Source organism: Mesorhizobium sp. B2-3-15 (assembly GCF_006442875.1).
Classification (GTDB): Bacteria; Pseudomonadota; Alphaproteobacteria; order Rhizobiales; family Rhizobiaceae; genus Mesorhizobium; species Mesorhizobium australicum.
In genome coordinates this window covers 317,561-344,082 of the sequence record NZ_VFVO01000004.1, presented here as the reverse complement: position 1 = coordinate 344,082, position 26,522 = coordinate 317,561, and the positions used below count along the sequence as shown (strand labels likewise).

Below are 26,522 nucleotides of genomic sequence, written 5' to 3'. Positions count from 1 at the left end.
AATCGGAGGGCCAAGGTCGGATAGCTTTGTCATGCGGGCTGCAACATCCGGTCAGGCTAAATGTTCCGGAGCTGTTTTAGCTAAAGCTTATTGGAACGGACAGTTCGTCAGTGAGTTGATGCGTTTGAAGTTCACCAGGCCGATCGCGCCCGAACTGGTCGGCACCCCCGCCGCAAGGCGATGAGTGGATCCATGAGATAAAATTCGATGGGTGGGTCATTGGATGACAACGCGCTTCGGTTAGTCACCAAAATGGTTACGATTGGAGGGGGCTGATACATCCAGCTTGCCGGCGAAGCAGCGGCGATCGAGGCGAAAGACTTTATTATCGACGGCGAGGCGATCACTATCCATGAAGCTGGCCTGCCTGACCTGCACTGCAATCAGCCGTTACCAGTCTCACATCGGCGCGACCTCTATCTGGTGGTGTTCGACCTCCTGCACCTCGACGGGACGACTTGCGCGACGTGCTGGTGAAAGACCGCCGCGACATTCGCCAGGCATTGATCCCGACCGGTGGCCGCATTCAGTTCAGCGAAGCAATGCCTGGAACTGGTGATGCGTTCATCACCTTATCGACCGAGCTGGCCTGGAAGCATGGCGCTGCCAGCGGGCTTTTCGCCTGATGCTTCGCCGCGGCACATTCGACTGCACTTCGGCCGCCGAGCTGGTTGCCGGAACATGTGTCCGGCCAGAGGTTCCGGAGCCGGACCGCTTATCCTGTTGCGGTGCCTCCTTGTGATCTGCGCGCTGGCTCAGGCCGGCGCTTTTTATGCAACGTAGGGGAACCTGATATTCGTCGGCTGGTTCGACAGGCGGCAGCACCCGTGCTGCTGGTCAGGTCCCCAATACCTGGCCGGGCCCGCTTCCCTTGCCAGTGAGGCGGGCCCACTGCGATCGCGTCTGGCGCCTTCGTTTGAAACCTAAACGACCATGGCTGGGTGGGCGGCTGGTGGGCGCGGCGTCGTCTATTGAAGGGCCAATAGTCGTCGCAAGGTCGACAGGCTAAGGCAGGAACAGACCGACCGGGAAACTCGCGTCGTCACCGATGCCGAGCGCAAAGCTCGCGAAGCGAAGATGGCCTCGTCTGAGGGCCGATCGGCTGGGATAGCATTCCGTCCTGCATGCAAATGTCGAGCCGACGAAGAAACGCTAGGTGGATGCCAAGGCACCGAACTCACTGCCTTTACCGCGCCGGCCATCGCAGCCCGCCGGTCCGCCGCGCGCCGACAGGAGACATGGCCATGGTCACACGATCAGGTACGGGCAAACCGATCGGGCGAGGCTGTGTGGGGACGATCGCGGCAGATGAGCGCAGGCGGTGTGGACATTGAACCGATGCCCAGAAGACCAAATCGGGCCGGGTGCCGCGGCTCCGTGTGACTGCCCGCTGGCTCGGGCCGGCGGGCTTTCTGCGTCTGGAGGGAACGTATCGAGGGCACGCAAAATCGGGTGAGCGCCTGCGAGTTGTCGGCCAGAGGGCGCCGGTAAGTTGTGTTCGAACAGCCTTCGATTGAGCCCGCCACCGAGTGCCTAACTCTCTCTGCCGCACAACCTGCTGCAAACGGCATCTAAAGCGCGACTTCCCAACTAAACCGGCCGGAATATCAGATCCATTGGAAGCGGGTCGCGTGATCTTCAGCCTGTTGATGGTGGTCACCGCTCCGAATGCTGGGAAGCCGAAAATGAACCACAGCCGGAACAATGATCGCAACGTTCGGGTGGAGGCTGGCCGGCCGCCGCGGCCTGGCACGCCGTCTGCGCCGCTGTCAGCCCCAAGAGCACGGCTTCTGAACATTCGCCGTCCATACCGGCTGAGTGGCCACAGGGTTTCGGACATTGTGTACCTGCCAACGTCCAGCCGCGCTGTGCGCGGTCTCTCGGCTGCGCGAATATCGCCGCGTGAGGTGCATGACCTACCGCCATCGGCGCCGAGTTCAGCCACGACCAAAAGCCGTCGGCGGGCGCCAATTCCTTGCAGAAAGCGATTCGAGGCCATCGGAACCAATGCCGACGCCAGAGATTTGCTTTGGAGTCATTACAATGCTTGGAGGAACCATCATGCGGATCGGAGACTTCGATACCGGACGGGTCAAACACAGCCCGTTGTACCGCGACGCCAAGCTCGCAATGCTCACCCACCAGGTCCTTTATCACATGCAGCTAACGGAAACGGCGGTGAGCGGAGTGGAGCACGCATTGGTGCAGTTCGCCCAAGCCACTAAACACCCTGCCCACGACGCTGCTCGTCGCTCGCTCGCAGCTTTCCTTCATCTGGAGCCCGATCAAACCTTGGGGATGTGAACAGTGCCGACATGTCGGCAAGTTGATTCGGCAGACTGCGAATTGGTATTTGGGAGAGCTCGGCGATCCGCCGAACGACTAGCCCTAAGGGCCATCGTCGCTTACAACCTGCGACTTCACGGGCCATGAACACCAGCCGCAGGTGCGGACGGTGGCAAGCAAACCGACCGTCGCGGCCGCTGAAGGGAGTGCGCTCGACAGGACTGCATCACTGCTGCAGAAGCGATCAGTCGAAGTTCCCACTGCAGATAAATCTGCGCTCGCGGGCAGCCGTTCATCACACGGAACTAATTGTTTCCGCGCGTTGTGCCATCCGGGGCGAATCATGGCAAATGGGTCGGTTCTGATCGTTTTGAAACGAGCCAATGATACTGCTCGACCTACAGGACGCTCTCGAAGAAGCTGGCTTCCAGGTTTTGTGAGTAGCGCTGCGAAGCCCTGTCGACCTTTGATGCGGACCCGGGTTCGTACAGCGCTCTGATCTCGTACATACGGCTGGGTGATGGACGATCGGGTTGGGAAGTTGCCCGGCATGTGCGGCAATCCAATGCGACGATGGTATATCTAAGCGGGGACAGTGCCTCGCACTGGGGCGCGGAGGGCGTCCCAGAAAGCATCATGCACGAAGCCGTTTGCTTTGCCTCAGGTCATCACAGCCCTTTCCACGCTGCTCAACCAGCAACATCCGCAACCATCAAACGAACCAAGGGCGTAACAGGTTTTTGCCCGCGTGCAACCGATCTCTGGCAGCCAAACCGCTTGCGGCGGTGCCTCTCTCCTAATCCGGGTCGACACTTTGTCCGTTTTAGAGGGAGTAGCCCGGTGGCTCACCGACCAATACTGCCGACAGCCCACCCGAGCGAGATGGCCACGACGAACCCCAGCAGTATGGCCGTAAAGAACCACATGAGGCGTCCCTTCGCTCGTTGTGCGAGCATCAACGCGGCAAGCGATTTATAGTTGCAAATCCGCAGGAGCAGCGATCCGCTCGGGCGCTCGCCGACGCCGGGGACCCTCATATCCGGTCGTCGGTGTAGGAGTGGGTCTTGTTGGACTTAGTTTCCACCCGTGGCTGGACCGGTTCAGGTCGGATATGGATTGAGCGGTAATAGGCGCTGCCCACGAAAGCGAGGCATGGCTGGCCGAGAAGGAGATCAGCAAGGCGAAGGCGGTCACGAGCAAGAGATGGTCCCCTGTTGAGCCAGACATAACCACCGCCGATCCTGTCCGTTCATTCACGGTCTGCTTGCTCCCGTGTTATCGTTGCCGCGACGTTAAGAACGGCCGCGCACCTTGACAAGTTAGGCAGCCTACGGCTGGGCCAAACTCCTCTGCCGGCGGTTGGAACCTTTTCCAGCCGCGCGGATTGCTGTGCATGACAAAAACCCCTGAAGTTGCTCCACCCATTCTTCCCGAGACCAGCCCGGACCGACCTGTCAATTGCGAGGTCGCTCTGGAAACCGCATTCGCCGCCCTTGTCGCCACCTCCATCGCCCAAGGATGGACCCAGGAAGAGACGGCCGAAACGCTGCACAAGCTGGCCATGGAGCATCTCGAACAGCTCAAGATCATAACAGCCTAATCGGTCCGGCGCGGCTCCGGAATTTCGACACGTCACATGTCGGATTATTTGCATTCAAATGAATTTCACGACGCTATAGATGCTGCCTCAACGTCTGGGAGGAGAGCATGGCTCCGCATGAGCAGCATGCCGTTGAAATCATCCGCGAGAAGAAATGGACCGTGCGTGTGACCGCCTATGGGAGCGTCATCACGTTTACTTTCGAATCTGAAGAGTACGCGCCCTCATACGCGGACGGGCAGGCGTTCCGCCTCGGCGTCGAGGTTGTCGAATTAAAGAAATGCGCCTAGCTACAAATCAGCGAACTTTTTCCCGCACTTCTTTTGGAAGGGGGATTTCGGAGGCAACGGCTTCACCGGGTCGCCAGACTGCTGCGTCCTAGCCTGCGCATGCAATCGGCCGGCGCAGGATGCGGCATGCGGTCGTAATGGTCGCCAGCTGTCGTTGGGCTGACAGGTCGCGATCGCCAGCGTGGGCACGATTTGCCGTGCGTTATCGGAATACTTCCTCTCAAATTAGGCTACGGTCATGGGACTTCATGGCCCTGGGGAGGGCTGTTTCCTTTTTTACCGGCTCACCAAAGTTCTGCCGTTCGAAGTCGCCGTCGACGCCACCGACAACCCGAGCCTTTCTAGGGGGAAAGTATGCCATTGCGGCCAAGGGGCTCACGGCGAGCATTGACGGCTAGTAGGCCAGCCCCCTCAGCATCTCAGCCCCGCGCCGGACTCGCCCGCCGAGACGAAGCGGCCATGCCTGTGCAACAAAGCCAGGCGAACCACGTTGCCCCTCAGGAGTGGAGGAATGAAGATGGCAGACGACAAGCGAAAGAGAGACTCTCGGGATCGGAACCGCGTCTCGGTCGAAGAAGACTACGAGGTGCGATATCTCTCTGGAAGTCCGGGGATTACGGCCCAGCAAGTCCGCGACCTGGTTGAGCAACACGGTAATGACGCCGAAACGCTGGAACGCGAAGCGAAGAACTAAAGGCTCGCTGAGGCCAAGATGGCAAAGTACCAGGTGGAAGAGATCTACGTTGACACCGTCGTGTCGTCTCGCGTCGTCGTGGAGGACGATCCGATGAAAGCAGCCGAACAGGCTGCCGGGCAAAGAGTGTCCCCAAGGGCACTGCAGGAACATTGGTTCCGTGTGGTTGATGAAGAGCAAGCCGCCGTCTATGAATACAGCTTGGCCGCACGTGACGAGCATCCAGTTCGGTTGGAAGGCAAGGGCCGCTCCGGCCTTGGTCGGCCGATCCCCGGCAAGATTCGCGGGTCTGAACTCGCCGACGAGCACCAACCATTTCCAGATCAGTAGGGCCTGCGTCAAGCCTTCTGGGATGAGGTGCCTGGGCATGACCTGTTGGAGAAAGAGCCCGCACAGATCCTCAAGTTACCACCCCGAATCCAGTAAACCCACCGACCGGGCGTCGATGAAGTTTCTTCGCGACTTGGACGAGCCGGACGCAATAATTCTATATCGCAGAAAATCAGACCGTGACACAGGCACTCAATCGCGCGATCAACACGAAGCCTCCTTGAATGGTGCATGGTCATGAACGTCATCGCAGTGAGTCTCGTATCGCTCGTTCTGGCGATAGCGTGTGTTCTGGTCCACTACGAGGCGTTCAAAATGGTCGCGAGCTCTGCCCGTTCAGCCGAGGTCGGCGGGTTCCCCAGCCGAGGACGACTGCTGATCGTAATCTTCGGAGCGCTTGCGGCACATACCGTCGAGATTACGTTCTACGGGTTCGTCTTCTGGGGCCTCCATAGCTATCGGGTGTTCGGCGAAATCGTCGGAGAAATCTCCAATGGATGGGTCGACTTCCTGTATTTCTCCGTCACCAATTACACGACGCTGGGAGTTGGCGATATCAGGGCCGAGGGTCCGATCCGACTGATTGCCTCATCGGAGGCGCTCACTGGCCTGGTGCTGTTGAGCTGGACGGCCTCGTTCACCTACCTTTCCATGGAGAATTTTTGGAAGAGGAGGTAGCGCCGCGAGATCCCAGGCCCGTCTCGATATGAGGTCTACTGAAATGACTAAGGAAGCTACGGCAGCGATCGCGGGCATGTTGCTTCGTGCCATTGGCGAGGAGCGGTTTAATGCCGTTTCTCATACTTACGGTCAGCGATGTTCTTTCCTTGCGCCTTCGCCGCCTTTGCGTGTCTGCCCGGTTGAGCGGGCGCGGGCCACTGCGGCCTCACAGGTCGACCTGATCTCTTCAACCTCGGTCGCGGTTAGAAGATCTATCCCGATGAAGCTGTTCTTGCCTGTACTCACCCGCACCAGCTCGTCAAGCTTAGCCTGTACCGCCGCCCCATCTCGGTTCTGCGTATTCTGGATGAGGAAAACCATCAGGAAGGTAATGATCGTCGTAGAGGTGTTGATGATTAGCTGCCAAGTTTCTGAAAAGGCGAGCACAGGTCCGTAGAAACCCCAGACCGCTATCAACGCAATGCAAAGGATGAATGTGATAGGCCGACCCACTCCTCGAGCAACGGCGTTGGCAATATTTCCGAACGACCTTTCCATTCAGCGTCACGGCCGAATCACAATGAAAGCCGCCGAGGCGGAAGACTTTGCGTCATTGCGCAGTCGCTTTTTTACTCGCCGCCGATTTGGGCTGACCAGATTGGCTTTTTGAAGCGGAATTCTTTGAGTGGGCTGCCATTGCGGGGGCGGCTCCGGTCTTCTTGACCGCGCTCGCCTTCGCACTTGATCGCTTCTTTGCAGTTGCGTTCTTAGGGTCGGCCTTCTTAGCAGGAGCCTTCTTAGCTGCCTTCTCGCTGGAGGAGAAAATGCCGGTGATGCTGTCGATGATGGACACTGCGCTACCCTCCATTTAACTTGACCATCAATGCGCAGCGGCAGGAAACGGTTCCATTCAGGGATCGGCAATCGCTGATCGGACGAGGCCGGCGGTGAGCGTGAAATCCGCTCGCCCGCGCGACGTTATACCGAGTTTCCCTCAAGATCGACCAGCGGCGGCGGATGCGTTTGAAAGTTGTTCGAACAGCTCTCCGGCACAAAAAAAGCCCGACACCTTCGGCGGCGGGCGAGGTCTGCCAGTACGCTCGACCTTAACCACATCGGGCCAGGGATGTGCCGCCGCCCAGTACCTAGCTCGGTCGTGTACTAAGTACACTCGTCTGGCAGGCATTGGCTATGCGATAGGCATCTCTAATCGACCATTCGGCTCTGTTGGGGTCGCAACGCGCTGCTTGGTCGGGCACGCTTGCTCGATCAGCGGACAAGAGGTCCTCAAGGACCTCTTCCCAGATGCTCTTCGACAAGCGATGACACGCCTGCTGAAGGGCACGCGCATCTCATTTCTAGATGGTCAATCCGGTTCCCGTGTTGGACGGATGGAGCCGGACCGGAGAGCGATCAGTCGTCCTGCTGGATAACGACCGGCCGATTGTGGTGGTGACGGTGCACCGAGCGGGTGATGACGACGGTGTCACGGCGATGATGCCGATGGCGCCACGAGCGATGGCCGTTGTCATAGAACGCGTCCTGGCCGCGATGCCGGTGGTGAAGACGGTCACCTTCGTCGTTGTATATGATGGTTGTGCCATGGTGATGCCGGTGATGTGTTGAAACCACCACGTCAGCCTCGGCAGCAGAAGCGACCACCGGAGCCGCAAGCGAAAGAGCCAAAGCGCTTAAGATCAAAACCTTCATTTTGCTATTCCTGTATGCCTGAAATCCCTTCACGAAGGCAACGAGGCAGAGGTGTCTTTGTTCCTGCCTGACGCCCGGGTGCCGCATTGTTCCAATATTGGTGAGGCCATTCCTCCGTAGCTGACAGGCGTTCATTCGTACGCACCGTTTGGTCGGTTAGGTCACCCGCGCTGAGGCGCGAGAAAGATCACGCCACCGAAGCGGATGCTGGGACTGGAAGAGGTATGGAGGTAATCGCGGTTTGCAGCTTCAGCTTGCCGGGTCTGGCGGCGAGACGAGCGCTTCTTATCAGCCTGCGGCAGGCGAAGTGGGCGCGGGTGCGTTGCCGCCTTGGTTTTGCTCGGGGGCAACCTTAAGGGGTGTCGCTTGCCGCGAAGCGTTTGACAAGGGCGCAAATATAAAAAAGGCGAGAAGGCCTAGAAAAACGAGGGCGATCACGAAGACCGCCCAGCTCACGATCCGAGCTGTACCTCGCCGTTCCTGATTGCGTGAGAGATCGTTGGTCATTGGATATCCTTCCAGGATCCAATAGTCGGATCCGAATCGGCTCCCGAACTTCAATTAGGCGCTGATGTTCCTTTCGTTTGGGAACACCAAAACTATTTTCAGGGCTGATGCCAAAGCATCACTTGCCAAGGGAGAGAGCAGCGCGCCGCGCCGGCACGAGGTCGACGCGGGCTCCCTGCGGCAGCGGCTGCATGGAACAATTCATCAGGTTCAGATTTCTCGGAGCCCGTTGGCCATAGCCTGGAGAATGCTCCAAGGCGCATTGGATGGCCAATGGTGACAGCGCTGCTGCCGCCGCGAGCCTCCGCCAGCCAACTCCGCCTCACCTTGGATCGTCAACACGCCTGAATTGCGCCAGGTTGCCCGGTGTTCTTTCGGCGATTTGGATCGGCGCGCCAGTCCACTGCCAAACGGTCGTAGCTGGTGTGCGAAAGAACTGGATGTGGCCACGGGTGCCCGCAACCTCTATGTGCGGCCATGACTCTGCGATGCTGTTCCGGTCAGTGCCGCAGGTCCGTATTGCCTGAGCAAGGACGAGGATCGTGTCATACCCTTCCAGAGCAACGAAGGAGGGCGCCTCGCCCAACGTCTCCCGCAGCTCCCTTTCGACGCGTGATCCTAGCGGGTTGAGGTGTCCGGGTCGGTAGCGCAGGAAGGGGATCGCAGCGCTATCTTCACCTAGCAATGTGGCCCATTCAGCGAATTCCGGTTGCCCAGCTGGAGCGCCGATCTTGATCGTGGACAGGCGGCCGTCATTGCGAACTGACTTCACGATTGAGATAGCTGGATCTGGCTGGCCTACCAGAAGAAGAAGGACTGTTGCGCCATGATCCATAAGTTGGTCGCACAACATTGAGGGGTCCAGCGAGCTCATACTGATGTCCGATAAGGTCGCGCCATTTGCTTGCAGGCGATCACGAAGAATGTGAACGCCAGATGCCCAATAGACACTCTGCTGCGATGCAACTGAGATCCGATCGTGGCCGGCGCGCGAGAGAAAGTCGGCATATATTTGCCAGCCGCGGGACTGCGGCGGGGCAAGACGTGCGACCCATTTCGTTGGTTTTTCCGTTAGCCTGTCGAGTACCGCCGACGAGCAGAGAAAGGGTAGGCCGAGCTCGTCGGCCCTGATAGCCGCCGCGCGAGCAACGACACTGTGATACTCTCCCGCTATCGCCACCACTCCCAAACGAGCCAGTTCATCCACTGCCGCGAAGGCCTTCTGTGGGTCGGCTGCGGTGTCTCGGACGAGCAGCTCAAGCGCCTTGCCGCCGACGCCACCAGCGCCATTGATTTCGCTAACAGCAAGCTGAAGGCCCGCAAGCAAATGTCTGCCTGCCTCAACCCAGCCGGGGCGAGTCAAAGGGACGAGTGCCCCGATTGTGGTCGTTTCTTCGCAGCCCGGACCAGTCGATCCCATTCAAAATCTCCTGGTTCCGCCGCTCGCCGGGTACCCAGCTACAGCGGATATGCGTCGACCGATAGAGACAGTCGGACCTACCTCCAACAATCTGTACCATCGCGACCACCGAGACAGTCCCCCTCGACCTCCGATGCGGCAGGTCTTGAGCGGACCGGCTGCCGGGCCGGCCTTCCCATGCGCTACTTCCGATGTGCCAGGCGGTAGCGGGCCGCCTTCGCGCGGTTACCGCAACTGTCCATCGAGCACCAGCGCCTCGGTTTGGAGCGGCTGTCGTCGATGAAAAACCCGCCGCAATTGTCAGCCTCACATCGCCGGATGTCCTTTCCTGCGGGGAACAGCACCAGCATAGCAGCGGCCGCTGCTGAGCGGCGCAGCGGCAGGTATAGCCTTTCGTTTGCCGACGAGGATTGGAGGTTCAAGATGCCGCCAAGGCCAGCCGAGCCGCCCGCTTGCGCTATCGCTTTATGAAAGCTGCGCAGGGCAACGCGTTTTGAGGCGGCGTCATGGCCGAGGTTTTTCGCACAGACATTGAGCCACGATTTGAGGGCGGCGCGTAGCGTTAGCACCTCGAGATGCACATCGCGGGCGACGCGTGGGTAAGTCACGGCACGACGCTCGAGGACCCGCCCTTCATTTTCCGACAACAACAGGGCCGGAATGCAAAAGACCAACAGATCCTGATAGCTCGGTATGCAGTCGATCTCTGCTCCGTCGCGCCAGTGCAATGTGTTGGCAAGGTCAAGGGCGGGCGCACCACCCAACATTCGCATAGGGCCGCGCGGCGAGAGGTAGGTCCGGACAAATTCTGTTGATTCCATCATCGTCAATATGTAACCTGATAAGCAGTTACTCAAGAGGGCAGGGCGGGTCAAATGAAGAAGCCACTGTTGACGTTCTTGTCCTGGTTTGCGTTTGCAGTCACTGCCCACGCAAATGACGATGTCCTTTATCGCTCAAGCGTGATCGTCACCGGAGATCGCGAGGAAACGCGCGTCCCTGCCATCCCTGAGGGTTTCGCACTGGCAGCGCAAAAGCTGACCGGAAATCCCGACATCGTGCACAATCCGGCCTTCGCTTCGCTGGCGACCGGGGCGCCTGCCATGGTTTGGTCCTACACCTATCATGACCGCATGTTCGGCAGGCCAATTCACGACGAGCAGGGCACACGCGATCGGCCTTTCGATCTCACGTTCCAGTTCGACCGCAAGCGAATGGACCATGCGATGGCGCTGCTGGGTGAGAGACCATGGTTGGGGCCGCGCCCAAAGCTGGCGCTCGTCATCGAGGTTACCGATATGGCGCGTAGCTATGTACTCGCCGCCGATGGCGTCCACGGGTCGGACCTGCGCGAAAGCTTTGAAGATGCTTCGGTGCGATTCGCGATACCGATCATATTTCCGAAGGAGGCCGATCTATCGGCGCTCGCGCTGGATAACGTCGATGCAATACCTGATGGGAGCCTGGCCAGACTGAAATCCAGATTGGGAACTGACGCGATCTTGGTCGGGCACCTCGATTGGGAAACCAACGAGCCGGGCTGGCATGCGGTTTGGCGCCTCCCACTCGTTACAGAAGGTAAAAAGTGGGAGGTTTCCGGCGTAAATTTCGATGCTGCCTTCCGCAACGCAATTGGAGGTGCCGCCAAGCGCATGCGACCGCCCAATTAGGGCGGGGTGCCATGACATTGCGGGAGGTCGCATGGCCCAGTCGCCCAACTCGCACCGCCAGCTGCTGCTGTGAAGCATCCTCGCCTGCGAATCCCGGCTGAGTGGCTATGCCATTTGTCAGGTTCACTCCCAATCCTGAGGAGCTTGCGCAAAGCGGCTCCTGTAGTCGCTTGGGGCAACCCCGAGCGATCTCATGAAAGCCCGCCGCAAAGTCTCAGGATCGCCGAATCCAACCTCATGTGCGATCTGCTGGACAGATTGGCGGCTGGTCTCCAGAAGGTCTCGTGCGGCCTCAACGCGTAGAGCCTCGACGGCTCGTCCTGGGGGCTGTCCATTTTCCTTAGAGTAGACGCGGGCAAAGTTCCGCGGGCTCATGGCCATGAAGGATGACAGTGCCGGGACGGACAGATCGGCGCCAGGATTTTGCCTGATCCAAGCATGCAGACGGTCGAAGCGGCCGACGCGGTCTCTGATTTGTTGACGAAGCGCAGTGCTGAATTGCGATTGTCCGCCGGGCCGTTTGAGGTACAGAACCAACTCCCGTGCGATTGCCAAGGCTGTCGTGTGGCCGAGATCTTCCTCAACCATCGCCAGCGCCATGTCGATGCCGGCGCTTACCCCTGCCGATGTCCAGACGGCCCCGCATCGTACGAAAATTGGATCTGGCCTGACGTCGATCGCGGGAAATCGCTCTGCAAGTTCGGCGCAACGCTCCCAATGGGTCGTGGCGCGTCGGCCATCCAACAGGCCGCACTCGGCCAGAATGAACGCTCCCAGACAAATGGAGCCAAGCCGACGCACGTCTTTTGCTTGTCTGATCAACCAACCCCGAAGAGGACGGGATTTTGCGGCTTCTAAGGCCGTCGCCCCACCTGAAATCAGGAGTGTGTCGATCGAGAGCTCACGGCAGTGATCGAAACTGACGGTGTGGAGAGCAACGCCCGCATCCGTCTCGATCGGCCCGCCTCGTTGCGAAACAAGGATGGTACGAAACGCGGGTTCTCCGCTTGCTCGCTTGGCGTCATTGAAAACTTGCAGCGGGCCGGTGACATCGAGAAGCTTCGTGCGATCGAATACCAGAAAGGCGATCAGTCGTTCGCGGTGCGCGTTGGCAGAATGCGAGGTCATAATGGCATTTATGCCACGAGAACCTTGTGCGATCCAGACGGCGAGGAAAGAGATATGGTCCATGCTCGAGATCAGGCCCAATTGCGAATGGTGCGACCGCGATCTGCCCCCGGGCAGTTCGGAGGCTCGAATCTGCAGCTACGAGTGCACCTATTGTGCAGAGTGCGTTTCGACGGTCCTGCACGACGTTTGCCCGACTTGCGGCGGAAATTTTTCAGCAAGGCCGATCCGGCCCAGGCGTGAATGGCGCGCGGGCTCTTGTCTCGGGCTTGAGCACGATCCAGCGAGCAGCCGACGAACACACTCGAAGTGGACAGCAGAGCAGGTTGCAGATCTCGCGAGGCGCCTGCACGACGTGGCGCCGGAGGGCCGATAAGAGAAAATCCAAACACAGAAGAGATATAGCAATGGCTAAATTCCACGACTACACCTGCCGCATAGGATGGACCGGCAATCGCGGCGCCGGCACCAGAACGTATCGGGGCTACGACCGGACATGGGATATAACCACGATCGGAAAGCCTGTGATAAAGTGCTCCAATGACCCGCTGCTTGGGGGCAATCCGGCGCTACCCAATCCCGAAGATCTCCTTCTCGCATCCGTTTCGGCCTGCCACATGCTTTGGTACCTGCATCTGGCGAGTGACGCGGGAATTGTCGTCCACTCTTATACTGATCAACCCGTGGGCCATGGCGAGAGCGAGCCAAACGGAGCCGGGCGTTTCGTGGGCGCCACATTGCGGCCCAGGATCGAGGTCGAAAGCGGCATCGATCTCGACGAGGCTGCAGCCATCCATCATCGAATTCATGAGATTTGCTACATCGCGCGTTCCGTCAATTTCCCAATTCGTGTTGAGGCCGATTACCGAAAATTGTGAACGAGAGAACGGCACCCGCAGCGTGCGGTCTCATCCTCCGACTGCAAATGCATTGATGTTCAGGCGGCTCGGCCGCCCAACGCCGCCCAGCGCCATGGTGCCGGTCCGACGGGTGGCAAGGACCAAACGCCGCTAGCGAAGCGGGAGATCGGGTGCCACCGGAAGCGAACGCTTGTGAGTGGTGCTTAAATACGCATCAAGGATACGCTTCCGCGCCGCTTCGTCGATTTCCTTACCTTCGAGGAAATCGTCAATCTGATCATATGTTACTCCATACGCATCTTCGTCAGGACGAAGCGGCACGAGGTTCTCCAAATCTGCGGTCGGCACCTTGTTGACGAGTTGCGGCGGAGCGCCCAGATGCGCCGCCAGCGCGCGCACCCGGCGTTTGTTTAGCCCGGCAAGGGGAAGGATGTCGGCGGCGCCGTCGCCAAACTTGGTGAAGAAGCCCATCATTGCCTCGGCCGCATGATCGGTACCAATGACCAGCCCTCGTCTGGCAGCGGCGAGTGTGAATTGGGCGATCATGCGCTGACGGGCCTTTATGTTGCCCAGCAAGAAATCTTCCCGACGAGCATTGCCGAGCTCCACGCCAGCCGACCTGATCGAGTCGAGCATCGCGTCGGCCGCCGGTTTGATGTCGAGCCTGTGCGCTTCGTCAGCTCCGATGGTCTCGAGTGCTCGCTGAGCGTCCTTCTCATCGGCCTGCGTCCCATACGGCAGCCTAACAGCAAGGAATTTGGCGTCGTATCCTGCCCTCCGCAGTTCGCTTACGGCCTGTTGAGCCAGAAGTGCCGCCGCGAGCGAATCCACACCGCCGCTTATGCCTAGCACGTACGTGCAGAGGCCGGCTGCACGCAGGTACCCGCTTAGAAAGTCGATGCGTCGGCGTGCCTCCGCGGCGGCATCGAAACTCGCAGCGACGCGCAAGGCGCTGATGATCGCTTCTTGTTGTGTCATATCCCTTTCTGCTCCCGCTGTTCAAAGAATGAAACGTCGTTGGTGCCGATTCCGGCGACCCGGTCTGCGCCTGCGTGGGAAAACCGGAAAGCGTTTTGGCCATGCCGTCAGACCAGGGCGCGCTTGATCTTCCGAAGCGTTCCGCCGCGGATACCGACCCATATGGTGCGGTATCCGCGAGTCTCTCTCGGCGAATGACAGACACCGTAGTCGCAGTTCCTAAGCTGCCTCGGCAGCGACGTTCACGGCTGACTCGGCGAGCTGCGTAAGGGCTTCGTCGGTGTCCTTTTCCTCGCCAAGGGTAAGCTCGAGAAGCTTAACCGCTTCGGCCATGCCGAGCTCGCTAGCCCAGGTCCGCAACGTACCATAGCGGGAGATTTCATAGTGCTCTACTGCCTGAGCCGCCGCAAGGAGACCAGCATCGAGAGCCTGAGAGCCCTTGTAGTCGTCCATGATTTCGGCGCCCTCCTCGGTGATGCCCATGATGGCGGCACAGGTCTTGCCCTGGGGCTTCTTGCCTAGGGCTTCGAATATTTTCTCCAGGCGCGCGACGTGCTCCTGGGTCTGGCCGCGGTGCTTTTCGAAAGCCGCCTTGAAGTCAGGGCTTTGCGCTGCCTTGGCCATCTGGGGAAGGGTTGCCAGGATCTTCTTCTCGGCGAAATAGATGTCCTTCAAAGTGTCGATGAAGAGTTCGTTCAGGCCAAGAACGCGCAGGCCGCGGCTGCGGCGGCCGCTGCCACGGCTGCCGCAGCCCAGGCTCAACTGGATACGCTGAATTCGCAGTTGAGCGCACTGACGTCGCTGTCTCAGGCGAAATCGACGGCATGACAGCCGAACAGCAGGCGGCCCTGCCCGGCCAGATATCGGCGCTGCAGGCTGACATCACTGCCCAGCAGGCGGTGGTCGACGCCGACAATACTGCGGCCGATGAGGCTGCGGCCGCGGCTGCGGCGGCGGCACCGATGATGCATCACTCGACGCAGCGCTGACCGACATGGCCAACAAGCCGGTCGACGCCGAGGTCACGGCCTGGGCCCAAGGTGTTCTTGCCGGCAAGATCGACCAGACGGCGGCCAAGCTTCAGGCTGGAACGACGCCGTAGCGGTTCGTCGCTGAAAAGGCCGTAGTCACCAGAGGAGATGCCGCTGGGCTTGGCCTGGCGGCATCCTCCTGGAGCCGTTCCCGTTCAACGACAACGCAGAACCGCTTCTCGCTTCGACCTGATTGTCGGCGAAAATCGCTAGACATTTTTCCTGGAATTCGTCGGCCGTCTCGGCCTTCAATAACGTTGACTGCAACAGGCCACCGAAACTCCGCGACTTCCGAGGTGATCTGTCGCTAGCTCACGAATGTTCGTCTATCATAGCCTAACAGCGAGATTAACCCCATCGTGCGCTGGTCGCTCGCCCCGTCTGGCAATCGAGTGCTTGAAAGAGCCCAACACGCTTTCGCCTACACGGACTGGAGAAGCGGCTGTGGACTCGCAGGACTACCTTTCCCCTAGGACATCGCCGTTTTGTGTCAAGCAATCGAAAGTTGCTGCGATGCGATCGGCATCGTCCGTGATGATCCTGAACGCGAAGCCGTAGCCCTCAGGGCGCTCAACCTCTTTAAGATGGGGGGGTGCGCCAGCGAGTTGGCGATCCGCCTCAGCGGTCGTTTCGTTAGGGCAGCGTAGCGCCGCTGCTTGGGTAAGGTCGGCGGCACATGCCAATTGTCCGCGCAAAGCCTGACAGCTATCACATGGTCAGGGCGTGCCGCGTGTCCGCCACTCGCGACCAGAATGACGGCACGGTCAGGCACAGACTAGTGGCTTGGCGTGTCGGGGTACGATCGCGACGGAAACGATCCTCGTTCATAAACAGCAAAGCCCATCAAGGGCAACATCAATTACAATACGGCGAGCGCATCTATCCCATGCCAAGCCACGATTTTATTGGCATACGCCTATCGATCCGAAGGAGAGCGAGCGCTGGTTTGCTCGCAATAAGCGCCTGGACAGCATTGCAGCCCAGGTCCTTATCGGATCGGGCTCGACCGGTGGGACGCGAGCTGCGCCGTGAAGAAAGCGATTCTGACCAGGCGTGAGCGCTTGTGCGTAGCTACGGCCGCGACACCCCGTCGACCATCATCATACCCGCAGGCCAAACGTGCCGTGTCAAGCAAGCCCGCAGCTTCGGCCGGCTTTTTTCGTGCCCGGAACTTTAGTCGTCGGTGGAGGTTAATTAAGCAGTGTCGATCCCCTCCGGGATGTTGCCACTCCATAAGGAAGGCCCGTCGCGTGGGAGCCACGCGGCGGGCTTTTTGCTGTTTCACCGCGGCACGCCCGGGCAAGTCCCTTTACTCATCCCCAGGGACGCCCGCCGCTGCCGTGAACGGGCGGCGGGCAAACGTGGTGGCCCGTTAACGGAAACATTAATCACTGCTGATATCCCAATCAGGCAGTTGAGGGGGACAGCGCCGGGCAAGATACCCGGGGGCATCACCCGACGAGGCACGATGAAGAGCCAGACCTACTCTGAACCGATTGCCGAACACGCCGAGGCGACATCAGTCGACGTGGCCATTGTGGGCGCCGGACTGGCCGGCACCACCCTGGCAACGGCGTTAGGCAAAGCCGGGCGCAAGGTCGCGCTGATTGATCCACACCGCGTACACCACGACGAGTTCCGGGCAGAGAAGACTCGCTTGGAGCAGATGCAGCTGTTCGACAGGCTGGGCCTCGGTCCTGTCATAAACACCCTGGTCACCCCAACAAACGAAATTCAGGTCTTCCGCTTCGGACAGCTCTTTGAGCGTAAGGAGAGCACCGAGTTCGGATTCTCCTACGGTCCGCTGGTGAACGGCCTGCGCGAGGCCCTGCCGCCACAGGTGCTTCTGATGGTCGGGAAGGTTGCCGAGGTCTCGACCGCCCCGAACTGGCAACGCCTTGTGCTCACGGACGGCACCATTCTCGCTGCCCGGTTGTTGGTGGTGGCTACCGGTTATAGCGAGGCGATACGGCGCGCCATCGGCGTGGAGCGCGTTGAGCAATCGAAGGCGCATTCACTGGTGATCGGGTTCGACCTAGCGGTCTCGCCCCAGCAATTCGGTCCTCGCTCGCTCACCTTCTATCCTGGGAGAGTTAGAGACCGCATTCCCTTTTTGACCGTATTCCGAATAGGAAACCGAATGCGGGCAAACCTGTTTGTATACAGAACCGTTGCTGATCCGTGGACACAAGCATTCCGCGCGAGTCCGCAACAAATGCTCTTGCAGTTGATGCCGGAGATAGCCCTTCATTGCGGCGACTTCGCCGTCAACAGCCCGGTCGAGCTGAGGCAGGTCAGCCTGACCACCACCAGCGGTCACCGGCGCGACGGTGTCATCTTCATCGGCGACGCGTTCTCCACGACATGCCCGGCGCAAGGAGACGGCATCCATCGGGCGCTGACTGATGTCGATCGCCTGTGTTCGACATACATTCCCCTTTGGTTGGCCACACCGGGGATGGGATCAGGAAAGGTCTCTGCTTTTTACGATGACCCGATCAAGATTGCTGCAGACGAAAAGGCGATGCGTTCAAGCCTCTATGCCAAGGCGATCGCCACCGAGATCGGATTGGCATGGCGCATTCGACGGCTGCGCAACAACACCGCTCGCAAACTGATGATCATCGGGCGCAAAATGCACCGTTTGGAACAGAGGCCGGCGGCTGGTATCAGCGAAGCGACCTGAGGCAGCCCTATACGTTCGAGTGCGTCCACAGCCTTGCACCTGACGAATGGATTCCAAAAAGTCTTCTGGCGCGCTATTCCCAGCGCCGAGACGCGTCGTTTGGCGATGTCGATCCTATGATGGATGGGGCGGATAGATAGATAAATAAAATCAGCCAGTTGCGAGCATCTGTGTGCAAAAATCGCACACGAAAGTTCTGCTTCTCTTCTTTTTTGGTTCCCACGACGCAGCCGTCGACTGCCCTTTTCGAACACTCTTTTGCCGACGACATTGACCGCCTAGATCCGGATGTTCGCCAGGATATCCGTGAACCTCATTGTCCGCTGCGCTTCCAGTCTGCTGGGGTTCCTGGAAGCTTTCTAACTTTCTGGGGCGCGCCTCAGCCTGAATTGCGCGTGCTTATGGACAAAGTAGGGCACTAGATTCGGTTTTTGGACATTGCGACGGTATGGGGGTTCGAGTTGTTAGAGCGCTACCGCCTTTCCCCCCACTCGGAGAGCATGCGATATCTTCTACAGTGTCGGGCGTGATGGGTCTGTCTCGGTGCTGCAAAGACCGGTAGGGAGCGGGAGAGACTGACCCGAAAGCTATCCACGACGCGAACCGCAGCTTTGCGCCCCCAACCGGACCTCGAGGTCAGCTTTGCGGCTGCTTGAACGCAGCCAAGAGGGAGCAACATCCCGAACATCAGGCGAGCGGGCTAGGTGTAGCTGTCGATGTTCCTTGGGAAACAAACGAGTGCCCGTCGGGCAGTACCCCTGGCGCAGCTCATCGGAACTCGACCCAGGCGTCAGCTGTGGCTGATCGCAATGCGATTTCATCAGCACGCTTTTTCCAGCTTCCGCCGGCCACGGGAGATCCACTGATATTCCTTTCTGATCCCGTCCTACGTCGCGTGTGCCAATGTCGGCCGCGTTTGCCGATTACGACATTCGCGTACAGCTTATCCGGATTCGATAACGCGCTGAATCTGACGTTCCGGAGGACGCGCGAGTTTCTCGGATAAGGTGTCGAGGAGGCACTGCAGAGAAGGGGCGGCTACGTCACTCGTTGCCGTTCTTCCGCATAGCCAGAAAGACATGAGACCACGCGTCAAATTGACCATTGGAAAGAATTTACCGTATCGCGCGCAACAGCAACGCTCCTGTTGAAGCATTTCTCCCCGTTCCGACGGCACCGGTCGTCTTTCACTTTGGTCCGATGTTGAACAGCTCGACGCGGCGGTTCACACCGTCTGCGGGGTTATTGGGGTCGAAGGGATTTTCTTCACCCTGCCCCAGAGGAAGCAGTCTCACCTGTTCAACGTGGAAGACAGTTACAAGCATCTCGGCGACGGCGTCTGCCCGTCTCTGGCTGAGATCCAGATTTCTAAGCCGCGAGCCGGTATTGTCGGTATTGCCGGCGATCACGAACCGATTGCCCAACAGGAGTGGATTGTGGAGCGCATCGGCAATTCGCCCCATCGTGACCCAAGATTCGGGCCGAATGACATCGGAATTCAGGTCGAATTGGATTTGCACGATGAAGTGTGGAAGCTTGGCGAACGCAGCCATCATCGGTTCGGGTCCGCTCGCGTTCGTATTGATCCGGGTTTGGATGTCCGCGCGGATCGCCGCGGTGTCTATTCCCACTTTGCCCGCAGCCTTACCGGATTGCACGAGACCCTGAACGGCTTGGCCATACGTAATCTGATTTTGAGTGTACGCCGTTCCGCCGCCAAGCACCGACGCCATCGAGAATACGGCGAAGTATCTCAAATATCTCATGTTCATGATTGTCCCTCGGACGTTTACGCGCTTGGTCGACTGCCTAATTCGACTTTTTACAAACAACGTCCAGCCAACCCGCATCGCTCATTGCTTCTTTGCATGGATTCATGAGCCTACGAAAGTTCTCGCCCGTCGTTAGGCATCTCAGGATCTTGGCCTGGCCCTTCTTCTGCGTTGAACAGTAGCGTTTGACGTCGGCGGCACATGATTTCGGCGCCGCTGCTTGCGCAGTCAGACGAGCATTCATGTTAGCCAGAAACGTAGTTGTCGCAGCTTGGCAAGCCGGCGATGCCTTGGCCGAGATACAGGGGACCAGTTGTCCGCTGCCCGGCCTGATGCCCTTGCAAACGTTTTGGCACTTCAGCGCCACATGCTTGCACCCAGAGGCCAACCGCATCGCCAAAACTTATCGTTGCGGCACCGACGAAAGTTGTGAAAGGAAGCCCCAGAACAACCAACACGGCAAGCGCGCGTATTTCCAATTTTAACATCGTGTACTGCTCCTGGCTTGGGCATCGAGATTGTCAGTCTGTCTGGACGCTGGTGGCCGAGGCAGCCAACGGTGGCACCACAACCCGTTTCTATGGAAATGGCCGACACCGCGGGTCCGAGGTAAGTCAGCCGGGCCAGCGAGATGGCGTTTGTCGAAAGCGGAGTCCGCCGCATGCTGCGCCGACATCAGCGAGTTGGCCGGTCCAAATCCAGTTGGGCATATCGAGGTCGAGATCACAGTCGCATCTCTGTGTAGGGGCACCTAAGCCAGAGAAGTAAGGTGGAAACGATATGCCGCGCCCGAGCCGGGCCTCCAGCATTCGCCCCTAGTGCCAGCATCTCAGCTAATGTAGGGAGACGACGACATAACGTCCGCCGGAGGGCTGATAATAGACGCCGCCGCAGTGCCATAGCAGGACGCCGTTGACCGAGATCTGGGCACAGGCCGCAGGCAGCTTCGTCACGTAGACAGTTGAACGGCGGATCACTCGCCGTGTGGTACGTCTGGCCACCCCGGCGGCGCTGCCAGGCGTGAGCGGATGCCCCACCCTTGCTTGAGCGTAGCCGACGAACGAGGCGGACGGCGCAACCGGATCGAGCAGGCCGACAAACATTATTGCAGCAACCCCGGCAGCGCCGGTTAGCTTTAAGCCGAACTTTGTCATTGTTAATCCTCCCAAGAGGGAAGAAAATTACCTTTCGTAGTGCAACCGCCGCTATCCGAATTGCGCAACTCCGATAAAACTGATTATCGGTACCGTGATGGCACTGCACTATTCGATCGGCGCGGGCCGGCAATCCGTTGCATCGGCCGGCTTCTGACGCGGCCACGATATTCCCGCACGAAGGAATGTTTCCTTGGGGGATTCACCGAACAGTTGCCGATAGCTCGTCGCGAAACGACCAAGGTGGGTAATCCCGACATCCATCGCAACCTTCGTGACATTCAGGCCATTGGCACGTGCAGTCGTCAGTTGCCGTCTGGCTTCGTTTAGGCGAAGAGCGCGTATGAATTCCAATGGACTTGCCGCGAATGTCGCACGAAATGCGTACTCCAGTTGACGACGACTCACGCCGACCTCCCTGCACAACCGAATGATCGGTAGGTCTTCTTGAATGTGGAAGCGGATGAAATCCTCAGCCGCCCAGGCCTGGCGGAGATATCGACGTGGAGAAACATCGATGGTGAGTGCACGACCGTCTGCAATAGCCCGAGCCTCAGCCAGTGACCCCAAATATTCCAGGAATGCATCGGGGGGCTGCTCCAGTTGAATTGAATCGCCAGCAGCTGCCACGAGATTGTTCGCAGTCGCCTCAACCTGGTCCCGGACAATTCGTGCTTGGTCGATTGAGAGCCTGACGGCCTTGGGATGATCGGCGACCTGCTCCGCGAACATTCCCACGGCAAGCGCCTGAATTTCAGCCCAGAGGGCGGTCGGAATCACGGAGGCCGCATACCTCAGACCGGGCTGGATAGTTGCGGATATCGTCGCGCCAGCGGGGATTGTGACGACCATGCCGTCCTCAAGTGGAATGCGGCAGATTGTCGATCCGCAGGCGCGCTCCACGGCCAATACGACCACTGAGTCGCTATCCAGTCGGCCATTGGCATGTACGGTGCAATTGAAGTTGGCCAGGTCAAGCGCCCACTTGCCATGAGATTGAATTTGTCGGATGCGTGATGGTGCCCCGCCGGCCGAAAGCTGGTCAATTTTCACCAACATTCCCGAGGCTGCGCTTCCAAGTTGGTCCGGGCCCAGCTGCACATCCCTGTGCGAAGGCGATGAAGGCCAAGAGGTCAAGAACCTAATCCTTTGCGCAAAGCGGATAGCAGCGCAGTTATATTAGGGATAGCTTATGATTAAATTGCGCCAGATCAATCGGCGCGAAAAACATTGACGATGCGAAGCTGAGAGGCAGAATTCCGCAGCTTCTGGGCATAGATCGCGACATAATGCGATCGTCACGGCAAGCCTAGAGACGGGCAGGGACATCGATCTGCTGTCGACCTGGACTGATCAGGGCTTACCAGCGCACCTGCAGCAAAGACATGCAGACACGCGCAAGCGCGTGATGAGATCACCCCCATCAGTGCAGGCAAGCCAGATCATAAGCCAGCGGTGTAAGCGCGTCGCTGGCTGGAGGCAGTCCGAGCTATCACGGCCGTCTGCACTGCCGCGGCTAAGACGCGTATTGAAAGCCAATCCTGATCCGATGCGTGTCAGCACTTCCACATCAAGCGCGCCAATCTTGCCACGCGCCATCGCAAACCGCGGCTTTATCCCGAGGGATTAGATGTTAGTGGCTTTGGGACGGCCTGAATGCCGTTTTCCTGAAATGCCTGCTGCACAGCGATCAAAACGGCACGGCGGATCATGAAGTTTCTGCCCGCTTTCGCCTTGAACTTGGCCCGGATGACCAGCGTGCCGTCCTCAACCTCGGCAATTCCCTGGCTCTTGAACGGCTCGAGCAGATCTCCAGCAAGTTCCGGGTTGGCCGAAATATCCTGGCCGATCTTCTTGAAAATTTTGCGGACCTTTTCGACATCGGTGTTGAATGCAACGCGAAAGGTCAGTTTCTCGATCATCCAGTCGCGACTGAAATTCTGAATCTTGCCAATCGAGCCATAGGGGATTGTCGCCAAGGCGCCGCGCTGATGGCGCAGGGAAACCGACCGGACCGAGATTTTTTCTACGGTTCCCTTGGCGCCTGACGTTTCGATATATTCGCCGAAGCGGAATGCATCGTCGATTAGGAAGAACAGCCCGGATACCAGGTCCTTCACCAGCGTCTGCGAGCCGAAGCCGATGGCTAGCCCGAACACACTCATGCCGGCGATCAGCGGCCAGACATTAATCCCGATCGTCACCAGGATCGAGAGCAGCGCCAAGGCCAGAATGCTCGATTTGCCGACCGCGTTGAGCAGCGGCACCAGCGTGCCCAGCCGTGAACGCGGCGCACCCTGCACCTCCTCGTCACCCCCTACGGCGCGCAACTCCGCGCGCAAGGCACGAGCCGTCCCGGCCCCGACCACGTTCCATAGAAACGCCGCCCCCAACATGATCAGCGCCACCCCAGATGCGCCCTTGGCGACCTCCCGGAGATCTATGCCGAACCCGGCAGCCAGCGGTGTCGCCCATAGCGTTCCCAGCATGGCAACAATGATAGCCACGACGGTGAAGCGGGCGGTCTGGCGCCCTGCCGCTGTCAGGATCGAGATGTCAGGAGATTCCAAGCCGCGCTGCGCCCAGTTCCCGATCATTGCGTCGAGATGCGGCGCCACGAGAAACAACAACGCGGTCAGCAGAACGGCCGACCCGCGAAGCGATGCTCCCAAAGTCAGCGCGGCCTGAGTGCTGAGAAAGGTGATTATCAGGAACGCGATTACGATTGCCGGCCACATTTTGGCAAGATGGGTGCGCCAGCGGCTTCTGGGGCGCGGACCGGCTACGGCGACTGCCATTGTGCGCCTGTGCCGCCATACCGCCCATGCAGACAGAAGGTAGATCGGAATTGCCGAGCCCGTTCGCAGCAGATCGTCCAAGGCCGGCCCGACGCTCCAGAGCCGCAACGTCGCGAGCAGCGTAACGGCGATGACCGCCAAGCCAACGGCAAGCGAGAGGTCGCGCACGAGGGCGACCAGATGGGCGGAGCGCTCTGCGAACTCGGTTCGCCGCGATGCCATCAATAGTGATCTGAAAGCAGCGAGAGTGATGAAGCCGAGCACGGTCGCCACCGTCCAAAGCCGAAGGGTTTGCAAAGGCAGGCCAGAACCGCCCAGCAGCCGCGCGGCAATGAAACCGATCACCAGAGCCACCACACTAGCCGCCACGCCCGCGAAGAATCCGCGCCTTCCACTACTTGTGGCGCTCGTCTTCTTGAACCGCCGGGCAAGCAGGATGAACACCCCCGCGACGAGTGCAACAAGCGACACAATCTCGAACAAGAGCACAAGACGAGGCGTTCCCCCAGCCGCAAGCGAAGCCTTCAGGTTTTCAAGTTCGACGGGGACGTCGGCCAAAGCCGCAAGCCGCGCGAACAGTCCGGAAACCAAACGCTCTGCAAGCTGTTCGAACCCCCAAATCAACGAGGGAACGTCTGTTTCCGCCATCGTGTTCACGAATTCTCCCTCACCCGCAGTAGCCGACAAGTCCTGCGCGTCGGTTCTCCAGTACGGATCAGTCGGTGATCGCATCGCCCTTCAGGATCGTCTCCAGGTCGTCGGGCGCGGGTTTGCCCGCTTTCCCCTCGACCGTCGTAATGGGCTCACTGATCGTCGCTGCCGCGGCGTTGCCAACAGTGTCGACCGTACCGGCAATCATCAGACCCAGCTTGTCACCGAGGCCTACTCGCGAGTCGGTCATAATTTGACCGGAACCCAATTGCGCTCCCAACAACTGAACGATTTCCGGGCTTTCGGCAAACTTGCTGTGGTTCAAGCGATCGTCGGTCTTCACGTCGGTCAAATCGAGGACGGTTATTCCGGCTGCCTCCAGCTTCGATTTGTACGGCTCCTTTGACGGATCAGCCTGCCCAACCCGATCGACATTGCCTGCTATCATACGCGAGACCGCAAGCGCCCGATCATCGCGTGAAACTGTGATCGTGAATTTCGGCTTTTTCGGTCCAAGTTCGGTCCACTGGCGACCAAAGACATCCACATCCAGGTCGGGAGATGCAAGGATGACGTTCCTGATCTTGGGCGAAACCTGCCCGTCCTCCAATGCCATCTGCCTCAGCGATTCCATGGCAAGCCATGTTCCCATCGAGTGAGCCATGACGGTAATGTCCGTCACGCTGCGGTCGTCCGCCAAGGCCTTCAGCGTTCGCTCGAACGCAGTCCGTGAAAAATTGGTGCTTTCCTTGTCGTAGTTGTAGCCGAGCACGCTCGCGCGCGAAGGCCACGTGAAAAGAATAGGCACGACCCTTGCTCGCGAGTCATGCACGAACTGCGCGAAGCGAAAAACCGAATCTTCATAACGGTTGTTGAAGCCATGTACGAATACGAGAACATGGCCGTTCGAATTGTGAGAATGTAGCCAATTGTGAGCCTCGGGAATCGACAGGTTCTTCACGGCAACAACAGCGAAGTCCTTTTCGGGATTCGGCGGCAGCGTTTTTGGCCATTCGACCGTGCCGGGCGCCCGCTTCGGCGGAATTGAAATGGTCAGATCGGTCATGGAAAGCGCCGGGCTGCGCTCGCCTGTAAACAGGGTCGCTGGGTCGCCGGAAGGCTTGCGGCTGGTTGCGACCAGCATGGTTACATCTGATGCCGCCGACGATACCAGATTCGCGGGGATTGGCGCCAAAACGCCTTCTGGTCCTGCTCCGCACCCCGTCAGCATGAGGAACAGAGTTGATATACTCCATACAGCCTGCCTACCCGCCCATCTAGACTGTGCCATTAGCCACCTTTGCCTTTGCGGGTATGCCAGCCGAGATTCGGCACCCCGTCCCTCACACCGGACGCACGATACAACGGAAGCCGAGGTGGCAAGTGGACGTGTCTACCGCCTGGGCCATGCGCGCGGCGGGACGATAACGCCGGCAGTAAATGGGCGCGCAGAGGAAGGACCCGCCCTTGGTGACCTTGCGCGGAATCCTGATGTCAGGCGTCAGCGGATCGTAGCTCGCGTCGCGCTGGCCGCCGCGCGGATCTGTCATCGTGCAACATGGGCTTTCGATGCGACGATGCTCCTGGTACCAGTCCGTGGTCCACTGCCAGACGTTGCCTGCCATGTCGTAGAGCCCATAGCCGTTTGGAGGAAACGAGCCGACCGGAGCGGTCCACTCGTATCCATCCTCGCAATCGTTGCGGAATGGGAAGTCGCCCTGATACGTGTTGGCCATATGCTGGCCGCCGGGGGTCAATTCATCGCCCCATGCGAACTCTGTGCCGTCCAATCCTCCACGGGCCGCGAACTCCCATTCCGCCTCGGTCGGGAGCGCCTTTCCCACCCAGTTCGCATAGGCTTCGGCGTCCTCAAATGCGAGATGGACTACCGGGTGGTTGTAGAGGCCTTTAATAGAACTCGCAGGCCCACGCGGATGGCGCCAATTGGCACCCTTCACATAGGCCCACCATCGGTAATGGTCGCTTCGGTTGGTGCCAGGCGGCGGTCGGACGAATATCGCTGATGCCGGAGCGAGCATCTCCGCCGGCGCGTTGGGATACTCGGCTGCATTGGCAGGACGCTCAGCCACCGTCACATATCCCGTCGCGGCGACGAACTTCGCAAAATCACTGTTGGTGACAGTCGTCACATCCGCCCAGAAACCATCGACCACGACGCGGTGAGTTGGAGCCTCTTCCGGATAATGGTGGTCTGATCCCATTAGGAATTCGCCACCAGGGATTCGCACCATGTTCGGAAATGGTGGGCTGTGCCGAGAAACGGAACGAACATGCTC

The 26,522-nt window shown here is 59.2% G+C and carries 26 protein-coding genes and 2 pseudogenes; 12 read left to right on the top strand and 16 right to left on the bottom strand.

All coding sequences use genetic code 11. From position 1 onward, the window contains the following. The first annotated feature begins 458 nt into the window (after nt 1-458). On the top strand, nt 459-626 hold the full coding sequence (locus FJ954_RS31540; RefSeq protein WP_181172996.1) for a hypothetical protein: 168 nt from the start codon (nt 459-461) through the stop codon (nt 624-626). A gap of 998 nt (nt 627-1,624) precedes the next feature. On the opposite strand, the pseudogene FJ954_RS31980 reads toward FJ954_RS31540, so the two are convergent. Then, nucleotides 1,625-1,705, bottom strand: a pseudogene (locus FJ954_RS31980) (DUF2269 domain-containing protein); the annotation flags it as partial. A 338-nt stretch (nt 1,706-2,043) separates the two neighbouring features. Between FJ954_RS31980 and FJ954_RS11230 the strand changes: the two are divergent. The 6 genes from FJ954_RS11230 to FJ954_RS11200 all read left to right on the top strand — a co-directional run bounded on the left by FJ954_RS11230 (nt 2,044) and on the right by FJ954_RS11200 (nt 5,878). Then, nucleotides 2,044-2,304, top strand: coding sequence for a hypothetical protein (locus FJ954_RS11230; protein WP_140661332.1), 261 nt, complete (start codon nt 2,044-2,046; stop codon nt 2,302-2,304). Nucleotides 2,305-3,679: 1,375 nt separating this feature from the next. After that, nucleotides 3,680-3,886, top strand: a complete 207-nt coding sequence (locus FJ954_RS11220; RefSeq protein ID WP_140619116.1) for a hypothetical protein — start codon at nt 3,680-3,682, stop codon at nt 3,884-3,886. 107 nt (nt 3,887-3,993) lie between these two features. Continuing rightward, the gene (locus FJ954_RS11215; protein WP_140661331.1) at nt 3,994-4,176 is read left to right on the top strand and encodes a hypothetical protein; all 183 of its coding nucleotides are present in this window, start codon (nt 3,994-3,996) and stop codon (nt 4,174-4,176) included. A 511-nt stretch (nt 4,177-4,687) separates the two neighbouring features. Next, a complete protein-coding gene (locus FJ954_RS11210; RefSeq protein ID WP_348641130.1) occupies nt 4,688-4,870 on the top strand; it encodes a DUF3606 domain-containing protein in 183 nt (60 codons plus the stop codon). Nucleotides 4,871-4,888: 18 nt separating this feature from the next. Next, the gene (locus FJ954_RS11205; RefSeq protein WP_140661330.1) at nt 4,889-5,200 is read left to right on the top strand and encodes a hypothetical protein; all 312 of its coding nucleotides are present in this window, start codon (nt 4,889-4,891) and stop codon (nt 5,198-5,200) included. Between the two features lie 237 nt (nt 5,201-5,437). After that, entirely contained in the window at nt 5,438-5,878 is a 441-nt protein-coding gene (locus FJ954_RS11200; protein WP_181171415.1) for a two pore domain potassium channel family protein, read from the top strand. A gap of 132 nt (nt 5,879-6,010) precedes the next feature. Here FJ954_RS11200 and FJ954_RS11195 read toward each other — a convergent pair whose 3' ends face one another. From FJ954_RS11195 to FJ954_RS31810, 5 genes are all read right to left on the bottom strand, one after another. Then, the gene (locus FJ954_RS11195; protein WP_140619124.1) at nt 6,011-6,418 is read right to left on the bottom strand and encodes a low affinity iron permease family protein; all 408 of its coding nucleotides are present in this window, start codon (nt 6,416-6,418) and stop codon (nt 6,011-6,013) included. A 52-nt stretch (nt 6,419-6,470) separates the two neighbouring features. After that, the gene (locus tag FJ954_RS11190; RefSeq protein ID WP_210241311.1) at nt 6,471-6,713 is read right to left on the bottom strand and encodes a hypothetical protein; all 243 of its coding nucleotides are present in this window, start codon (nt 6,711-6,713) and stop codon (nt 6,471-6,473) included. Between the two features lie 560 nt (nt 6,714-7,273). Further along, on the bottom strand, nt 7,274-7,570 hold the full coding sequence (locus tag FJ954_RS11185; RefSeq protein ID WP_140619126.1) for a hypothetical protein: 297 nt from the start codon (nt 7,568-7,570) through the stop codon (nt 7,274-7,276). An 829-nt stretch (nt 7,571-8,399) separates the two neighbouring features. Further along, a complete protein-coding gene (locus FJ954_RS11175) occupies nt 8,400-9,497 on the bottom strand; it encodes an ABC transporter substrate-binding protein (RefSeq protein ID WP_140619129.1) in 1,098 nt (365 codons plus the stop codon). A gap of 182 nt (nt 9,498-9,679) precedes the next feature. Continuing rightward, the gene (locus tag FJ954_RS31810) at nt 9,680-10,321 is read right to left on the bottom strand and encodes a CGNR zinc finger domain-containing protein (protein ID WP_210242367.1); all 642 of its coding nucleotides are present in this window, start codon (nt 10,319-10,321) and stop codon (nt 9,680-9,682) included. Nucleotides 10,322-10,372: 51 nt separating this feature from the next. Here FJ954_RS31810 and FJ954_RS11165 point away from each other — a divergent pair, with 51 nt between their 5' ends. Continuing rightward, the gene (locus tag FJ954_RS11165) at nt 10,373-11,167 is read left to right on the top strand and encodes a DUF2066 domain-containing protein (protein ID WP_140619131.1); all 795 of its coding nucleotides are present in this window, start codon (nt 10,373-10,375) and stop codon (nt 11,165-11,167) included. Between the two features lie 123 nt (nt 11,168-11,290). Here the strand turns inward: FJ954_RS11165 and FJ954_RS11160 are convergent, their stop codons facing one another. Next, entirely contained in the window at nt 11,291-12,358 is a 1,068-nt protein-coding gene (locus FJ954_RS11160; protein WP_224641786.1) for a GlxA family transcriptional regulator, read from the bottom strand. Here FJ954_RS11160 and FJ954_RS11155 point away from each other — a divergent pair. Continuing rightward, nucleotides 12,357-12,671, top strand: a complete 315-nt coding sequence (locus FJ954_RS11155; RefSeq protein ID WP_140619134.1) for a DUF1272 domain-containing protein — start codon at nt 12,357-12,359, stop codon at nt 12,669-12,671. The genes FJ954_RS11160 and FJ954_RS11155 overlap by 2 nt on opposite strands. Nucleotides 12,672-12,702: 31 nt before the next feature. Then, nucleotides 12,703-13,173: an OsmC family protein gene (locus tag FJ954_RS11150; RefSeq protein WP_140619136.1), complete on the top strand. Its 471-nt coding sequence runs from the start codon at nt 12,703-12,705 to the stop codon at nt 13,171-13,173. Nucleotides 13,174-13,305: 132 nt separating this feature from the next. Here the strand turns inward: FJ954_RS11150 and nadE are convergent, their stop codons facing one another. Beyond that, nucleotides 13,306-14,133, bottom strand: coding sequence for an ammonia-dependent NAD(+) synthetase (gene nadE / locus FJ954_RS11145; protein WP_140661328.1), 828 nt, complete (start codon nt 14,131-14,133; stop codon nt 13,306-13,308). A gap of 219 nt (nt 14,134-14,352) precedes the next feature. Then, nucleotides 14,353-14,889: a DUF892 family protein gene (locus tag FJ954_RS11140; RefSeq protein ID WP_246681060.1), complete on the bottom strand. Its 537-nt coding sequence runs from the start codon at nt 14,887-14,889 to the stop codon at nt 14,353-14,355. Nucleotides 14,890-14,957: 68 nt separating this feature from the next. Between FJ954_RS11140 and FJ954_RS31975 the strand changes: the two genes are divergently transcribed. Both FJ954_RS31975 and FJ954_RS11130 read left to right on the top strand, forming a co-directional pair. Further along, nucleotides 14,958-15,122 (top strand): hypothetical protein, encoded by a 165-nt coding sequence (locus FJ954_RS31975; protein WP_246677754.1) that lies wholly within the window; start codon nt 14,958-14,960, stop codon nt 15,120-15,122. Nucleotides 15,123-16,632: 1,510 nt separating this feature from the next. Continuing rightward, nucleotides 16,633-17,850 (top strand): NAD(P)/FAD-dependent oxidoreductase, encoded by a 1,218-nt coding sequence (locus FJ954_RS11130; RefSeq protein ID WP_140619139.1) that lies wholly within the window; start codon nt 16,633-16,635, stop codon nt 17,848-17,850. 1,187 nt (nt 17,851-19,037) lie between these two features. On the opposite strand, the gene FJ954_RS11125 is transcribed toward FJ954_RS11130, so the two are convergent. The 7 genes and pseudogenes from FJ954_RS11125 to FJ954_RS11095 form a co-directional block, all read right to left on the bottom strand. Beyond that, nucleotides 19,038-19,622, bottom strand: coding sequence for an OmpA family protein (locus FJ954_RS11125; RefSeq protein WP_181166428.1), 585 nt, complete (start codon nt 19,620-19,622; stop codon nt 19,038-19,040). A 245-nt stretch (nt 19,623-19,867) separates the two neighbouring features. Next, a complete protein-coding gene (locus tag FJ954_RS31530; RefSeq protein ID WP_181166430.1) occupies nt 19,868-20,110 on the bottom strand; it encodes a hypothetical protein in 243 nt (80 codons plus the stop codon). A 345-nt stretch (nt 20,111-20,455) separates the two neighbouring features. Next, a complete protein-coding gene (locus FJ954_RS11115) occupies nt 20,456-20,725 on the bottom strand; it encodes a hypothetical protein (protein ID WP_140619297.1) in 270 nt (89 codons plus the stop codon). A 159-nt stretch (nt 20,726-20,884) separates the two neighbouring features. Next, nucleotides 20,885-21,829 (bottom strand): AraC family transcriptional regulator, encoded by a 945-nt coding sequence (locus FJ954_RS11110; RefSeq protein WP_181177799.1) that lies wholly within the window; start codon nt 21,827-21,829, stop codon nt 20,885-20,887. Between the two features lie 560 nt (nt 21,830-22,389). Continuing rightward, nucleotides 22,390-24,222: a mechanosensitive ion channel family protein gene (locus tag FJ954_RS11105; RefSeq protein ID WP_140661392.1), complete on the bottom strand. Its 1,833-nt coding sequence runs from the start codon at nt 24,220-24,222 to the stop codon at nt 22,390-22,392. 130 nt (nt 24,223-24,352) lie between these two features. Continuing rightward, nucleotides 24,353-25,516, bottom strand: a pseudogene (locus FJ954_RS11100) (alpha/beta hydrolase); the annotation flags it as partial. 52 nt (nt 25,517-25,568) lie between these two features. Beyond that, complete coding sequence (locus FJ954_RS11095) at nt 25,569-26,477, bottom strand: formylglycine-generating enzyme family protein (protein ID WP_140661391.1); 909 nt, start codon at nt 26,475-26,477, stop codon at nt 25,569-25,571. Nucleotides 26,478-26,522: the final 45 nt, after the last annotated feature.

Excerpts from the sequence above, each read along its gene's own strand:
- FJ954_RS11175 (WP_140619129.1), bottom strand. The coding sequence starts at position 9,497 with ATGGGATCGACTGGTCCGGGCTGCGAAGAAACGACCACAATCGGGGCA.
- FJ954_RS11155 (WP_140619134.1), top strand. The coding sequence starts at position 12,357 with ATGCTCGAGATCAGGCCCAATTGCGAATGGTGCGACCGCGATCTGCCC.
- FJ954_RS11220 (WP_140619116.1), top strand. The coding sequence starts at position 3,680 with ATGACAAAAACCCCTGAAGTTGCTCCACCCATTCTTCCCGAGACCAGC.
- nadE (WP_140661328.1), bottom strand. The coding sequence starts at position 14,133 with ATGACACAACAAGAAGCGATCATCAGCGCCTTGCGCGTCGCTGCGAGT.
- FJ954_RS11205 (WP_140661330.1), top strand. The coding sequence starts at position 4,889 with ATGGCAAAGTACCAGGTGGAAGAGATCTACGTTGACACCGTCGTGTCG.
- FJ954_RS31810 (WP_210242367.1), bottom strand. The coding sequence starts at position 10,321 with ATGATGGAATCAACAGAATTTGTCCGGACCTACCTCTCGCCGCGCGGC.
- FJ954_RS11095 (WP_140661391.1), bottom strand. The coding sequence starts at position 26,477 with ATGGTGCGAATCCCTGGTGGCGAATTCCTAATGGGATCAGACCACCAT.
- FJ954_RS11215 (WP_140661331.1), top strand. The coding sequence starts at position 3,994 with ATGGCTCCGCATGAGCAGCATGCCGTTGAAATCATCCGCGAGAAGAAA.
- FJ954_RS11115 (WP_140619297.1), bottom strand. The coding sequence starts at position 20,725 with ATGTTTGTCGGCCTGCTCGATCCGGTTGCGCCGTCCGCCTCGTTCGTC.
- FJ954_RS11150 (WP_140619136.1), top strand. The coding sequence starts at position 12,703 with ATGGCTAAATTCCACGACTACACCTGCCGCATAGGATGGACCGGCAAT.
- FJ954_RS11160 (WP_224641786.1), bottom strand. The coding sequence starts at position 12,358 with ATGGACCATATCTCTTTCCTCGCCGTCTGGATCGCACAAGGTTCTCGT.
- FJ954_RS11185 (WP_140619126.1), bottom strand. The coding sequence starts at position 7,570 with ATGAAGGTTTTGATCTTAAGCGCTTTGGCTCTTTCGCTTGCGGCTCCG.
- FJ954_RS11125 (WP_181166428.1), bottom strand. The coding sequence starts at position 19,622 with ATGAACATGAGATATTTGAGATACTTCGCCGTATTCTCGATGGCGTCG.
- FJ954_RS11105 (WP_140661392.1), bottom strand. The coding sequence starts at position 24,222 with ATGGCGGAAACAGACGTTCCCTCGTTGATTTGGGGGTTCGAACAGCTT.
- FJ954_RS11210 (WP_348641130.1), top strand. The coding sequence starts at position 4,688 with ATGAAGATGGCAGACGACAAGCGAAAGAGAGACTCTCGGGATCGGAAC.
- FJ954_RS11230 (WP_140661332.1), top strand. The coding sequence starts at position 2,044 with ATGCTTGGAGGAACCATCATGCGGATCGGAGACTTCGATACCGGACGG.
- FJ954_RS11200 (WP_181171415.1), top strand. The coding sequence starts at position 5,438 with ATGAACGTCATCGCAGTGAGTCTCGTATCGCTCGTTCTGGCGATAGCG.
- FJ954_RS31530 (WP_181166430.1), bottom strand. The coding sequence starts at position 20,110 with ATGTTAAAATTGGAAATACGCGCGCTTGCCGTGTTGGTTGTTCTGGGG.
- FJ954_RS11195 (WP_140619124.1), bottom strand. The coding sequence starts at position 6,418 with ATGGAAAGGTCGTTCGGAAATATTGCCAACGCCGTTGCTCGAGGAGTG.
- FJ954_RS11165 (WP_140619131.1), top strand. The coding sequence starts at position 10,373 with ATGAAGAAGCCACTGTTGACGTTCTTGTCCTGGTTTGCGTTTGCAGTC.
- FJ954_RS31975 (WP_246677754.1), top strand. The coding sequence starts at position 14,958 with ATGACAGCCGAACAGCAGGCGGCCCTGCCCGGCCAGATATCGGCGCTG.
- FJ954_RS11130 (WP_140619139.1), top strand. The coding sequence starts at position 16,633 with ATGAAGAGCCAGACCTACTCTGAACCGATTGCCGAACACGCCGAGGCG.